Annotated in this window: 9 protein-coding genes and 1 pseudogene; 5 read left to right on the top strand and 5 right to left on the bottom strand. The window is 72.8% G+C overall.

Annotated features, from left to right (window positions below; all coding sequences use genetic code 11):
* Positions 1-57: 57 nt before the first annotated feature.
* Positions 58-1,293: a L,D-transpeptidase gene (locus J2N69_RS25960; protein ID WP_230902878.1), complete on the bottom strand. Its 1,236-nt coding sequence runs from the start codon at positions 1,291-1,293 to the stop codon at positions 58-60.
* A 174-nt stretch (positions 1,294-1,467) separates the two neighbouring features.
* Positions 1,468-2,625 carry a L,D-transpeptidase gene (locus J2N69_RS25955; protein ID WP_230904872.1) on the bottom strand — a complete coding sequence of 386 codons (1,158 nt, stop codon included), beginning with the start codon at positions 2,623-2,625 and terminating at the stop codon, positions 1,468-1,470.
* Between the two features lie 207 nt (positions 2,626-2,832).
* Here J2N69_RS25955 and glgX point away from each other — a divergent pair, with 207 nt between their 5' ends.
* Positions 2,833-5,115, top strand: coding sequence for a glycogen debranching protein GlgX (gene glgX, locus J2N69_RS25950; protein ID WP_230902877.1), 2,283 nt, complete (start codon positions 2,833-2,835; stop codon positions 5,113-5,115).
* Here glgX and J2N69_RS25945 read toward each other — a convergent pair.
* Entirely contained in the window at positions 5,102-5,560 is a 459-nt protein-coding gene (locus J2N69_RS25945) for a hypothetical protein (RefSeq protein ID WP_230902876.1), read from the bottom strand. The two genes, glgX and J2N69_RS25945, sit on opposite strands and share 14 nt — an antisense overlap.
* A 185-nt stretch (positions 5,561-5,745) precedes the next feature.
* Here J2N69_RS25945 and J2N69_RS25940 point away from each other — a divergent pair, with 185 nt between their 5' ends.
* Entirely contained in the window at positions 5,746-6,711 is a 966-nt protein-coding gene (locus J2N69_RS25940; protein ID WP_230902875.1) for a LysR family transcriptional regulator, read from the top strand.
* Between the two features lie 111 nt (positions 6,712-6,822).
* Positions 6,823-8,205, top strand: coding sequence for a carbohydrate-binding protein (locus J2N69_RS25935; protein ID WP_230902874.1), 1,383 nt, complete (start codon positions 6,823-6,825; stop codon positions 8,203-8,205).
* Positions 8,206-8,227: 22 nt separating this feature from the next.
* On the opposite strand, the pseudogene J2N69_RS25930 reads toward J2N69_RS25935, so the two are convergent.
* Positions 8,228-8,479, bottom strand: a pseudogene (locus J2N69_RS25930) (response regulator transcription factor); the annotation flags it as partial.
* A 188-nt stretch (positions 8,480-8,667) separates the two neighbouring features.
* Between J2N69_RS25930 and J2N69_RS25925 the strand changes: the two are divergent.
* Positions 8,668-10,989 carry an ABC transporter ATP-binding protein gene (locus J2N69_RS25925; RefSeq protein WP_230902873.1) on the top strand — a complete coding sequence of 774 codons (2,322 nt, stop codon included), beginning with the start codon at positions 8,668-8,670 and terminating at the stop codon, positions 10,987-10,989.
* Positions 10,986-12,881: an ABC transporter ATP-binding protein gene (locus tag J2N69_RS25920; protein ID WP_230902872.1), complete on the top strand. Its 1,896-nt coding sequence runs from the start codon at positions 10,986-10,988 to the stop codon at positions 12,879-12,881. Before J2N69_RS25925 ends, J2N69_RS25920 begins: the two co-directional genes overlap by 4 nt.
* A gap of 10 nt (positions 12,882-12,891) precedes the next feature.
* On the opposite strand, the gene J2N69_RS25915 is transcribed toward J2N69_RS25920, so the two are convergent.
* Positions 12,892-13,602 (bottom strand): NADPH-dependent F420 reductase, encoded by a 711-nt coding sequence (locus J2N69_RS25915; RefSeq protein WP_230902871.1) that lies wholly within the window; start codon positions 13,600-13,602, stop codon positions 12,892-12,894.
* Between the last annotated feature and the right edge of the window lie 168 nt (positions 13,603-13,770).

The following is a 13,770-nucleotide window of genomic DNA, read 5'->3' as shown; positions in this document are numbered from 1 at the left end:
TCCACAGTGCGCCGGGCCCCGGGTCACTCCACCGCGAGGAGCACTCGCGGGCAGGCGTCAGGCCTTCCACTTCTCCCACGGCATGTTCCAGCCGTTGAAGCCGTTGTCGGGCTGGATGTTCTTGTCCGCGGAGTTCTTCACCACGACGACGTCACCGATCATCGAGTTGTTGAAGAACCATCCGCCGGGCGTCTTCTTGCTGTAGCCGCCGCGCACGTCGCTCAGGCCTATGCAGCCGTGGCTGGCGTTGGTGTTGCCGAAGGCGCCGCCCGACCAGTAGTTGCCGTGGATGAACGTGCCGGAGGTCGACAGGCGCATGGCGTGCGGGACGTCCTTGATGTCGTACTCGCCGCCGAAGCCGACGGTCTCGCCGTTCATCCGGGTCACCTGCAGCTTCTCGCTGATGACCATCTGGCCGTTGTAGGTGGTCGTGCCGGGCGCGCCCGCGGTGATCGGGATCTTCTTGATCTGCTTGCCGTCGCGGACGACCGTCATCTGGTGGGTCTTGGCGTCGACGGTGGAGACCTGGCTGCGACCGATGGTGAACTTCAGGGTCTTGGACTGCTTGCCGTAGACGCCGGGGCGGCCCTCGACGCCGTCGAGGTTGAGCTTGACGGTGACCTTGGTGCCGGCCTTCCAGTACTTCTCCGGGCGGAAGTCGAGGCGGTCGTTGCCGAACCAGTGGCCCTCGACGGGCACCGACGGTTCGGTCTTGATCCGGATGGCCTTCTCGACGGCCTCCGGGTCGGTGATGCCCCGGGTGAAGCGCACCGAGAACGGCATCCCGACGCCGACCTTCGAGCCGTCCTCCGGGGTGAACTGGCCGATGAAGGTGTTCTGCGGGGTCAGGGTGGTGAAGGTGGTGTCCTTGGCGGACGCGCGGCCCTCGGAGTCCTTGGCGACCGCGTGGACCTTGTACGTGGTGGCCGCCGCGAGGTGGTGCGCGGGGGCCCAGCCGGTGCCGCCGGCGGTTATCTTGCCGGGGACCGGGTTGCCCTTGCTGTCCTCGACCTCGACCTCGGCGAGCTTGCCCTTGTCGGCGGATATCTTCAGGGCGCCGCTGGTGGCCACCGACTTGGCCCCGTCCTTGGGGGCTATCGTCACGACGGCCACCGAGGGGGCGTTCTTGTCCGCCTCGTCCTTGCCGCCGTCGCCCGCGTCCGAGCCGCCGCCGCATGCCGCGACCGCCAGCAATGCCGCTCCCGACAGTACCGCCGTCAGCCCTCTGGCGCCCCTTCGCCGCACGCGCCCGCGCGCGTCCACCGAAGCCCCCGATATAGGTCGCCCGTTCACGATGTGTCTCCCCTCGCACGGCCTGAATCCAGGCCCGCACCCCAGTGCACCTGCGCGTTTCAGCCACGCGCCAGCGCTAGATAACCACACGGACCCGGGCACCGACTCCCCGCCAATGTCACCGTTCCGTTCCAACTGCCCGTGGGGTGCGGATGGATCTTGGTCAGCCGCCCGTCACCCCGACTTCACCCAGTCCTTCCACTCCATGTTCCAGCCGCCGAGGCCGTTGTCGGGAGCGACTTTCTTGTCCTTGCTGTTCACCACTTCGACGATGTCGCCGATGAGGGTCCGGTCGAAGAACCAGCCCGCGGGCGTCTTCGGGCTGCCGCCCTTCACGTCGCGCAGGCCGACGCAGCCGTGGCTGACATTGGTCTCTCCGGGGGCGTCGGGCGCCCAGTAGTTGCCGTGCAGGAAGGTGCCGGAGGTCGTCAGGCGGATGGCGTGCGGCACGTCGGGGATGTCGTACTCGCCGCCGAAGCCGACGGTGCGGCTGTTCATGCGGGTCACCTCCAGCATCTCCGTCACCACCATCTTCCCGTTGTACGTGGGGGTCTTGGAGGCGCCCGCGGTGATCGGCACGGTGGAGATCAGCTCGCCGTCGCGGCGTACCTTCATGGTGTGCTCGGCGGCGTCGACCAGGGATTCCTGGTGGCGGCCGATGGTGAAGGCGAAGGTCTTGTCCTGGAGGCCGTAGATGCCGGGGGCGGCCTCGACGTCCCGCAGGCGCAGGGCGACGGTGACCTCGGTGCCGGGCTTCCAGTACTTCTCGGGGCGGAAGTCCACCCGGGTGCGGCCGAACCAGTGGGGGCGGATGTCGACGGCGGGGCGCGCGCTCACCTTGATGGCGCGCTGGACGGCCTCGCGGTCGCGGACCTCCTCGTTGAACTCCAGGGAGACGATCATTCCGGTGCCGACCGTGGCGCGGTTCTCGGGCGCCACGTAGGCGACGAAGCGCTCGTCGGGGACGGCGGTGCGGAAGGTGGTGTGCCGGGCCGAGCGGCGGCCGTGGCTGTCCAGGGCGACGGCGTCGACGGCGTACGTGGCGGCGACCGCGAGCGGGCCCTTGTCCACCGGCCGCCAGCTCATGCCGTCCACGCTGATGCGGCCGGGCACCTCGAACTTCTGCGCGTCCTGCGTCCGGACCACCCTGACGGACTCAAGCCGGCCGCCCGGGACCTTCACCGTCAGCCGTTGGTCCGGCTTGACCCCCTTGCTCCCGTCGTCGGGCGACACCCGGATCGTGTCCGCGGGCGAGCGCGATTTGCCGAGGACCGTGTCCAGTCCACCAGCGGTACAGCCCGCCGCCCCCGCCAGCAGGCCTGCCCATGCCACCACCGCGGCCAGCGCGGTTCCTGCGCGCCGTGCGCGCCTCGCAACCTGTCTCACGTGGGACCCAACGACCGTCGTCCCCCGGGGAAACGTGAGTGCGACGCGCGCGCTGGGCAGAACAGTGGGGAGGACGACGTAGGGGGAGCCGCGGCCGGGACGCCGTATGCCCTTCTTCGCGCGTCGGCCGACAGAGCCGCGGGAGGCTGACAGGTGTCGAGCGCATCCGAGCAAGGGACAGTGCGGGAGGCACGGGCGAAGGGGCGCGCCGCGCCCGAGGTGCCGGCCCCCGCGGTGAACGGGAGCAGGCGGCCCGCGGGGCGCGTGGTGCCGACGCGGCCGGTGTGGCCGGGGGCGCCGACGCCGCTCGGGGCGCGCTTCCGGGTGGGGCCCGACGGGGTGGCGGGGACCAACTTCGCGCTGTGGGCGGGCGGGGCGGAATCGGTGGAGCTGTGCCTGTTCGACTCGGAGGGCGGTGAGACGCGCTGTCCGCTGACCGAGCTGACGCACGAGATCTGGCACGGCTTCGTGCCGGGCGTGCGCCCCGGGCAGCGGTACGGCTACCGCGTGCACGGCCGGTGGGACCCGTGGACGGGCGCCCGCTGGAACCCGGCGAAGCTGCTGCTCGATCCGTACGCGCGTGCGGTGGACGGTGACTTCACGCTGCCGGCGGAGGTGTACGGGCATGTCCGCGACTGGCCGCAGCAGCACGTGGCGGACACCGTGCGCGACGACCGGGACTCGGCGCCGTACGTCCCCAAGGGCGTGGTCGTGCACGACGACGCGCCGGACGACGAGTGGGCCGACGACCGGCGGCCGAAGACGCCGTGGGCGGACTCGGTCATCTACGAACTGCATGTGCGCGGCTTCACCAAGCTGCACCCGGGGGTGCCCGAGAAGCTGCGGGGCACGTACGCGGGGCTTGCGCATCCGGCGGCGCTGGAGCATCTCGTACGCCTGGGGGTGACGGCGGTCGAGCTGCTGCCGGTGCACCAGTTCGCGCACGAGGACCATCTGCTGCGGCGGGGGCTGAGGAACTACTGGGGGTACAACTCCATCGGCTACTTCGCGCCGCACGCGGCGTACGCGGCGTCGGGGACGGCGGGGCAGCAGGTCGGCGAGTTCAAACGGATGGTGCGCGCGCTGCACGAGGCGGGGATCGAGGTCATCCTCGACGTGGTCTACAACCACACGGCGGAGGCGGGTGAGCTGGGCCCGATGCTGTCGCTCAAGGGCATCGACAACCGCGGCTACTACCGGCTCCAGCCGAACGACGCGCGGCGGTACGCGGACTACACGGGCTGCGGCAACACGCTCCAGGTCGTCCAGCCGCACGTACTGCGCCTGATCACGGACTCGCTGCGGTACTGGGTGACGGAGATGGGGGTGGACGGCTTCCGCTTCGATCTGGCGGCGGCGCTGGCGCGGTCCTTCCACGACGTCGACATGCTCTCGCCGTTCCTCGCGGTGATCGCGCAGGACCCGGTCCTGCGGCGGGTGAAGCTGATCGCCGAGCCGTGGGACGTGGGGTCGGGGGGCTACCAGGTGGGCGCCTTCCCGCCGCTGTGGACGGAGTGGAACGACCGCTACCGGGGGGCGGTGCGGGACTTCTGGCGGGGCGCGCTGCCGGACGTACGGGATCTGGGGTACCGGCTGTCGGGGTCGAGCGACCTGTACGCGTGGGGCGGGCGCAGACCGTACGCGTCGGTGAACTTCGTGACCGCGCACGACGGCTTCACCCTGCGGGACCTGGTGACCTACGAGCGCAAGCACAACGAGGCCAACGGGGAGGGGAACCGGGACGGCTCCGACGACAACCGCTCCTGGAACTGCGGCGCGGAGGGCGAGACCGACGACGAGGGCGTCACGGCGCTGCGGCGGCGGCAGCTGCGGAACCTCATGACGACGCTGCTGCTCTCCACCGGCGTGCCGATGTTCGTGGCGGGCGACGAGATGGGGCGTACGCAGCGTGGCTCGAACAACGCGTACTGCCAGGACAACGAGGTCAGCTGGGTCGACTGGAGTCTGCGGGAGGAGCCGGGCTGGCGTGAGCTGTTCGCGCTGACAGCCCGCCTGATGGAGCTGCGGCACCGGCATCCGGTGCTGCGGCGCCGGGCGTTCTTCTCCGGGCGGGCGCACTCGGCGGACGGGCTGCGGGACCTGGCGTGGTTCACGCCGCGGGGCACGGAGATGACGGAGGCCGACTGGTACGCGCCCGCCGCGACGCTCGGGATGTATCTCTCCGGGCGGGACATACCGGGCCGGGACGCGCGGGGGGCGCCGGTGGTCGACGACAGTTTCCTGGCGGTCCTGCACGCGGCGGACCGGCCGCTGGAGTTCGTGCTGCCGGGGCCGCCGTGGGCGCGGTCCTACGAGGTCGTCGTGGACACGGCGCTGGAGGAGCAGGCGGCGGCGCCGGGCACCGTGCACCGGGCGGGGGGCGCGGTGACGGTGCCGGGGCGGACGGTGCTGCTGCTGCGGGTCAGCCACACCTGACGTAGGCGGAGGCGCTGTTGGTGCGGTCCTCCAGGCCGTTGATGGTGACGAGGGCCTCGGCGGAGTTGCTGTTGTCGCACTTGGTGCCCACCGTCGGGCCGAAGCAGCCGATCTGCTCGCCGGGGTCGAGGCGGGTCTCGTTGCAGGAGGCGTTCCCGCCGAACGAGGTCAGGATGTTGTTGCGGGTGACGTTCGCACCCTTGGTGCCCCGGTTCGCGAGCACGAGCACGGCCTGCTGCTTGGTGCGGTCCGGCGTGCGGACGAGGCAGGTCTGCATGGCGATGTTGGCCGAGACGCGGTGGTTGACCGAGGTCGAGCAGTCGACCCAGTTCGCGTTGGGCGTGAAGGACTGCCAGATGGGCGCGGCGGTGGCCGGGCCCGCCGCGAAGAGCGCGGCCGCCGTGGCCGCGCCCGCCACCATCAGTCCCTGTACGAGTCGACGCATGTGATCCCCCTGGTTCTGGTTCCGGATGCGATCCGCGGTGGCCATGCCTCGCGTGGATCATGGCTGGTTCGCGACGGTGACCTTATGCGATCCCTACCTTCGGAAGCCACCGCTCCGCTTGCCCTCCGGGACTTGGTCCAGACCGGAGTATTGCCGCACCCCCCGACGGGCGCCAAGCTCGGCCCATGGACCTCGAGTTGCGGCACCTGAGGACGATTCGGGCGATCGCCGACGCGGGCAGCCTGACCAAGGCCGCCACCGTGCTCGGGCTGGCGCAGCCCGCGCTGAGCGCGCAGCTGAAGCGGATCGAGCGCGCCCTCGGCGGGGAGCTGTTCGAGCGGGGGCGGCACGGGGTGCGGGCCACCGCGCTCGGCGAGTTCGTCCTGGCGCGGGCGCGGGTCGTGCTGCCCGCGGTGAACGGGCTGCGGGAGGAGGCGCGGCGGTTCGCGCGGGCCTGGGAGGGCGGCGGCGGGTTCCGGCTCGGCGGGACGCACGGGCCGCTGCTCGGCGCCCTGGTGGACCGGCTCGCCACCGCGCACCCGGGGGTGCCGGTGTCGACGCACACCTCCTGGTCGGAGCGGGAGATCGCGGCGCTCACCGCGGCCGGGAGCCTCGACTTCGCGCTGGTGGGCACGTGCGGGGCGAGCGCGCCGCCGGAGAGCGAGGTGCTGGTGTGGCGGGAGGTGGGCCGCGACCCCGTCTTCGTCATGCTGCCGACCGGCCATCCGCTCGCCGGGCACCAGGAGATCGAGCTGGGGTGGCTCGCAGAGGAGGCGTGGACGGACGTGCCGGGCGACGGCTGTTTCGCGGACTGCTTCACCGCTGCGTGCGCGCGCGCCGGGTTCACCCCCGCGCGGGTGTACGAGACGGATGTGGCGTCCTGCGTCCATCTGGTGCAGGTGGGGCGGGCGGTGGGGCTGTGCCGGGCGACGTTCCCGCCGACGCCGGGCCTGGTGACGCGGGCGCTCGCGGGGACGCCGCTGTACTGGCGGCACGTGCTCGGCTGGCATCCGGCGGCCCCCGCCCACGACACCGCGGCCGCGGTCTTCGCGCAGGCCCGCGCGGCGCACGCCGAGGCCGCGGCCCGCAGCGAGAGCTACACGGCGTGGCTCGCGGCGCCTTCCATAACGCCGGGGACGGGGGTCGACTGACAGCTTCTGGGCGGCAGTTGAGGCTTCTACGGTGTGGGGCGATCCACGCGAGTTTTCCGCTCGTTCCCCGCTCATTCCCCCCTCCCCCTCGCGAACCGAGGAGACCCCCGCATGCTCCCCACCGCTCACAGACGCCTCACGGCGGCGTGTGCCGCGTTCGCCGCGGCCAGTGCTCTGGTCCTCGCTGGGCTGCCCGGCAGCGCCTCCGCCCAGAGCGACCCGGCCGCCGCCTCCCCCTCGCCCTCCCCCGCCGAGAGCGCCGCCGTCGGCACGACCTCCCCCGGGGTCCTGAAGGCGATGCAGCGCGACCTCGGCCTGACGCCGGCGCAGGCCAGGGCTCGTCTGGTCAACGAGGCCGAGGCCGGCGCCGACGCGGGAGCTCTGCGCAACGCGCTCGGCCGCTCCTTCGCGGGCGCCTGGGTGCACGGCGCCACCTCCCAGAAGCTCACCGTGGCCACCACCGACGCCGCCGAGGTGCCCGCCATCGAGGCGCGCGGCGCGACCGCCGAGGTCGTGCGGCACTCCGTGGCACGCCTCGACGCCGCGAAAGCCCGTCTCGACCGGGCGGCGCGGAAGACGGCGACGCGCGACGCGCCTGTCTGGTACGTCGACGTGCGCTCCAACGCGGTCGTGGTGCGCGCCGTCAGGGCCGCCGCCGCCACCTCCCTCGTCTCCGCCGCGGGGGTCGACCCCGGCCTCGTACGCGTGGAGGAGACCGCGGAGCGGCCGCGTCCGCTGTACGACCTGGTGGGCGGCGACCCGTACTACATGGGGGGCGGGCGCTGCTCCGTCGGCTTCTCCGTCACCAAGGGCGCCCAGCAGGGCTTCGCCACGGCGGGGCACTGCGGACGCGTGGGCACGGCGACCACCGGCTACAACCGCGTGGCGCAGGGCACCTTCCAGGGGTCCATATTCCCCGGCAGGGACATGGCCTGGGTCGCCACGAACGCGCAGTGGACCGCCACCCCGTACGTGAAGGGCCCGGGGGGCCAGCGGGTCGGCGTCGGGGGCTCCACGCAGTCCCCGGTGGGTGCGTCGATCTGCCGGTCCGGCTCCACTACGGGGTGGCACTGCGGCACGATCTCGCAGCACAACACCAGCGTCACCTACCCCGAGGGCACCATCAGCGGCGTGACCAGGACGACGGTCTGCGCCGAGCCCGGTGACTCGGGCGGCTCGTACATCTCCGGCAGCCAGGCGCAGGGCGTCACCTCGGGCGGCTCGGGCAACTGCCGCAGCGGCGGCACGACCTTCCACCAGCCGATCAACCCGCTGCTCCAGCAGTTCGGGCTGACGCTGCGGACCACGGGGGGCGGCGACCCCGGACCCGGCCCCGGCCAGCCCGAGCCGGGCGGCACGTGGGCTGCCGGCAAGGTGTACGCGGCGGGCGACTCGGTGACGTACGGCGGCGCCACGTACCGGTGCCTGCAGCCGCATCAGGCGCAGCAGGGCTGGGAGCCGCCGAGCACCCCCGCGCTGTGGGAAGCCGCCTGACCGGCCGCCGCCCGGCCGCTCGGCCGAGGATGCCCCTGCTGTACGCCGTGGCCACCGCGGCGGCCCGGTCCTTGACGCGCAACTTGCCGTAGATGTGGCTCAGATGCGTCTTGACCGTGGCCTCACTGATGAACAGCTCCGCCGCGATGGCGCGGTTCGACGTGCCCTTGGCGACGAGCGCGAGCACCTCCCTCTCACGGGTGCTCAGCGGCTCGTCACCGGGGGCACGCACGCGTGCGACGAGCCGGGAGGCGACGGGCGGCGACGGGAACGTGGCGTCGGGGCGGGTGTGCGGGTATCGCCCATCGCGTTCGAAGAGGCATCGGCCGATCGGTCGATGGGGGCGTACGACCACGGGGGCCGTGGCGCCTGGCGGTCGCCCGGACCTAGGACCTGCGGAGTACCCCGCCCGGGCCAAAACTCGGTGGGCGCTGTCAGTGGCGATCCGTAGGCTCGCTCATGATGCCGAAATCAGATGCCGCTCCTTCAGACGCCGCCGCTTCGGAGACGCCCGCTTCAGAGGTGCCCGCTTCGGAAGCTGCCGCTTCAGAGGTGCCCGCCAAAGGGCGGTCCACCGTCCGGTCGCTGCTGCGCCTGTGGCCGTACGTGCGGCCGGTCAGAACTCGCCTGATCGCCGCGGCCGTTGTCGCCGTCATCGCCTCCTGTACGGGGCTGCTCTTCCCCCTCGTACTGAAGTGGATGGTGGACGGCCCGGTGGCCGACGGGGACGAGGCGGGCGTGTGGCTCGGGGCGCTCCTGCTGCTTCTGCTCGGCGTGACGGAGGCGTTGCTCTTCGGGCTGCGGCGGTGGCTCGTCGCCCGGCCGCTGGCGAGCGTGGAGGCCGCCATGCGGGCGGACCTCTTCCGCCACCTCCAGCGGCTGCCGGTGGCCTTCCACGACCGGTGGGCGTCGGGGCAGTTGCTCTCGCGCGGCACGACGGATCTGATGCTGCTGCGCATGTTCCTCGCCTTCCCGCTGACGTTCCTCCTGGTCAACGGCGCGACGATCGTGGTCGGCGTGATCATCCTGCTGGGCCAGGACTTCATGCTCGGCCTGGTGCTGCTCGCGCCCGTGGCCCCGATGGTGATCGTCTGCGCGTACTACGAGGGGCGTTACACCGCGGTGGCGCGGCGCGCGCAGGACCAGGTCGGCGATCTGACGACGGTCGTCGAGGAGAGCGTGCTCGGCATCCGCATCATCAAGGGCTTCGGCCGCCACCGCAGCCAGGCGCGGGCCTTCCGCGAGCTGTCGCACACGCTGCGCGGCACGGAACTGGCCAAGGCGCGCATCCTCGCGGCGATCTACGCGGTGATCATGTCGCTGCCGGAGGCCGCGATCGGCGCGGCGCTCGTGCTCGGCACGGTGCGGGTCGCCGACGGCGGCCTGTCGGCGGGCACGCTGGTCGCCTTCCTGTCGACGGCGCTGGCGCTGCGCTGGCCGGTGGAGTCGATCGGCTTCCTCCTCGCGATGACACAGGAGTCGGCGACGGCCACGGAGAGGTATTTCGAGGTGATGGACGCGGAGCCGGAGGGCGGGGCGTCGGTTGTTGGCGGGGCCAAGGCTGCGGGGGTGCCTGGGGGCGGGGCGCCTGCCGTCGGAGGGGCCGAGGCTGCGGGGGTCCCGGGCGCCGGGGGGACCAAGGCCGCCGTCGCCCCTGGGGGCGGGGCGCCGGCCGTCGGAGGGACCGAGGCTGCGGGGGTTCCGGGCGCCGGGGGGACCAAGGCCGCCGTCGCGCCTGGGGGCGGGGCGGAGGCCGCCGGAGGGACCGAAGCCGCGGGGGTGCCTGGGGGCGGGGCGCCTGCCGTCGGAGGGGCCGAGGCCACGGGGGCGCCGACCGCTGGCGAGACCAGCGCCGCCGTCACGCCTGGAGGCGGGGCGGAGGCCGTCGGCGGGACCAAGGCCGCCGTCGCACCCCAGGACGAGGCACCGACCGCCGACCAGACCAAACCCGCCCTCGGCCTCGCCGACGGCACCAGTGCGGCCCCCGGTGGTGCCGCCCCCTCGGAAGTCGGCGGACTGCGCTTCCACGGCGTGGAGTTCAGGTACCCCGACGCCCCGCCGGACGCGCCGCCCGTCCTCAGCCACGTCGACCTGCACATCCGCCCCGGCGAGACGATGGCCCTGGTCGGTGCGACCGGCAGTGGCAAGACGACTCTCACCGCGTTGGTGCCGCGCCTGCACGAGGTGAGCGGTGGGCGCATCACCCTGGACGGCGAGGACATCACGGCGATGGAGCGCGAGCGGCTGCGCGCGCTGGTGGCCGTCGCCTTCGAGGAGCCCACGCTGTTCTCCGCGACGGTCGGCGAGAACGTCCTGATGGGCGCCGAGGACGGCGCCGGGGAGGCCGAGTTGGCGCGGGCGCTCGACGTGGCACAGGCCGACTTCGTGCACGCCCTGCCGCAGGGCACCGACACCCAGGTCGGTGAGCAGGGCCTGAGCCTGTCCGGTGGTCAGCGCCAGCGGCTGGCCCTGGCGCGCGCGGTGGTGGGCCGCCCCCGCTTCCTCGTCCTGGACGACCCGCTCTCCGCGCTCGACGTCCACACGGAGGCGCTGGTGGAGGCGGCGCTGCGGCGGGTCCTCGCGGACACGACCGCGCTGGTCGTCGCGCACCGCCCCTCCACGGTGCAGCTCGCCGACCGGGTCGCCCTGCTGTCCGGCGGTCGCGTCGCCGCCGTCGGCACCCACCAGGAACTGCTGCGGGAGAACGCGGAGTACGCCTGGCTGATGTCTGGCGCCGAGGCCACCGAGACCACTGACGCCGCCGCCGAGGAGGCCACCCGATGACCACGTCGTCGACGTCCACGTCACGGACCGCGGAGCCGAGGCGGCCGCTACCCACGGCCGACCCGGCCCCGGTGGAGGCCGCGGCCGTGCACGAGGACCCCTTCGACAAGGACGACCTGCCCGCACCGCCCGGCGCCACCCGCGCGCTTCTGCGCTCGCTGCTGTCGCCGCTGCGCGGGCGCGTCGTCCTCGCCGCGGTCCTGCTGCTCGTGCAGCAGGCCGTCGTGCAGGCCGGGCCGCTGCTGGTCGCGTACGCCATCGACCGGGGCGTGCCGGCCGTGCGCGCCGACGACTACGGCCCGCTGACCGCGGTCGCCGTGGGCTATCTGCTGTGCGCGGGCGCGTCGGGCGCCCTCCAGTACGCCTTCATCGTCGCCTCCGCGCGCGTCAACCAGGACGTCCTGCTCGACCTGCGGGGCCGCATCTTCCGGCACGCGCAGGCGCTCAGCGTCGACTTCCACGAGCGGTACACCTCGGGGCGGCTGATCTCCCGCTCGACGACCGACGTGGAGTCGCTGCGCGAACTGCTCAGCGAAGGCCTCCAGGAACTCATCACCGTCCTGCTCTCCTTCGTCTACATCTCGGTGATGCTGCTCTGGCTCGACCTGGGCCTGGGCGCGCTCGCGGTGGCGTCCTTCGTGCCGCTCTACCTCCTCGTACGCCTCTACCAGCGGCGCGCCGGGGTGATGTACCGCAACCGGTCGACCGCGATCGCCGCCGTCATCGTGAAGTTCGCGGAGACCATGAACGGCATCCGGCCGGTGCGGGCCTTCCGCAGGGAGCGGGTCAACGACGCGGAGTTCGCCGTGCTCAACCGCCGCCACGAGCGCAGCAACGGCGACGCCATCCTGGAGATGGCCCGCTACGTCGTCGGCTCCCGCCTGGTCGCCAACATCGCCGTCGCCGGGATCGTCCTGTGGGGCGCGCACCGCGTCGCGGACGGCGGGCTGGCCCTCGGTGTGCTCGCCGCCGCCGTGCTGTACCTGCGGCGGCTGTACGACCCCATCGACCGGCTCGGCATGTTCCTCAACTCCTACCAGTCGGCGGCGGCCTCCCTGGAGAAGGTCGCGGGCCTGCTCGCCCAGACCCCGACCGTGCCGGAGCCGGACGCCTCCGCCGCGCGTGAGCTGCCCGCTTCACAGTCCGAGCACCCGGGCCGCGAGGTGCGCTTCGACGGCGTGCGGTTCGCCTACCGCACGGGCGGCGAGGTGCTGCCCCGCTTCGACCTGACGCTGCCCGCCGGGCAGACCGTCGCCGTGGTCGGCTCGACCGGCGCGGGCAAGTCGACGCTGGCGAAGCTGCTCGCCCGCTTCTACGACCCGACGGAAGGCCGCGTCCTCCTGGACGGCGTCGACCTGCGGGACCTGCCCGTCACGGAGCTGCGGCGCGGGGTGGTCATGGTGACGCAGGAGGCGTTCCTGTTCTCCGGCACCGTCGCCGAGAACATCGCGATCGGCCGCCCCGACGCCACCCGTGAGGAGATCGAGCACGCCGCCAAGGCCATCGGCGCGCATGACTTCATCACGGCGCTCCCCGACGGCTACGACACGGACGTCCGCAAGCGCGGCGGCCGGATCTCGGCGGGCCAGCGGCAGTTGGTGGCCTTCGCGCGTGCGCTGCTCGCCGACCCGGCGGTGCTGATCCTCGACGAGGCGACCAGCTCCCTGGACATCCCAGGCGAGCGGGCCGTGCAGCGCGCCATGCACACGGTGCTGCGCGGCCGCACAGCGGTGGTGATCGCCCACCGCCTCTCCACGGTGGAGATCGCCGACCGGGTGCTGGTGATGGAGCGGGGCCGCGTCGTGGAGGACGGCACCCCGGCCGAACTCATCGACGGCACCGGGTCCTTCGCGGATCTGCATCGGGCGTGGCGGGAGAGCGTGGTGGGGTGAGGTGGCGTGATCAACGGACGACTTTGATCCCGAAGCGCGTACCGAAGCCGAGGGCGAAGCCGATCGCGGAGTGCAGGTGGGCGTACATCTCCATCCCGCGGGCGGCGACCAGGGGGCCGAGGTCGAGGACGTCGGTCCAGCCGTAGGCGGTGAGCAGGCCGGTGGCGGCGCGCTTGGCGTCGGCGTGGTCGCCGGCGACGAACATCGTGTGGTCACCGCCGCCGACGGCCTCCGGGTCGACGACGGTCTCCTGCTCCTGGGTGACGAAGGCCTTGACGACCTTGGTCTCCGGAAGGGCCCGCTGGATCTGTTCGGCGAGGCTGTCGCTGTCGCACGGGTCGAACGTCGGCATCACGCCCCACGGGGTGGGCCAGGGGTGCTCGATGTCGGGGTCGTAGACATAGGGAACGGCGTAGTCGACGAGTGCCTTGCCCTCCAGTTGCCGGGCCGCGCCGGAGAGTGCGGCGACCGCGTTGCGGCCGTCGATGCCGTTGATGACCAGCTCGCCCCGCGCGGCGGCGTCGGCGAAGGTGTGCAGTTTGATCCCGGGGTGACCGGCGAGCCAGGTGCCGAAGGGCGGGGTGCCCATCATGTCCGGCTCGGTACGGGCGAGGGTGGCCCGGGGGTCGCGCGTGCCGACGTGGACCTCGTGGCCGAGTCCGGCCAGCCGGGCGATGTGGGCGCGGGCGCCGCCACCCGTGCCGAGGACAGCGATTTTCATGGGGGAACCTCCGGGTTTGGCCGTTTGTGCGGCTTTCAGGCTAGGGGGCCATGAGGACGGCCGGCGTCCTAGGACACCGCCGGTTCACGCCACCTCTGCGCCGCCCACAGGGGCCCGAAGCCGCCCTTGGGGCCGCCCCGTGCCGACCGTGCCGCCATCACCAGGGCG

This window comes from Streptomyces huasconensis, from assembly GCF_021028635.1.
GTDB classification, from domain to species: Bacteria; Actinomycetota; Actinomycetes; order Streptomycetales; family Streptomycetaceae; genus Streptomyces; species Streptomyces huasconensis.
The sequence above is the reverse complement of the archived record's forward strand: the minus strand, read 5'-3'. Positions and strand labels throughout refer to the sequence as shown.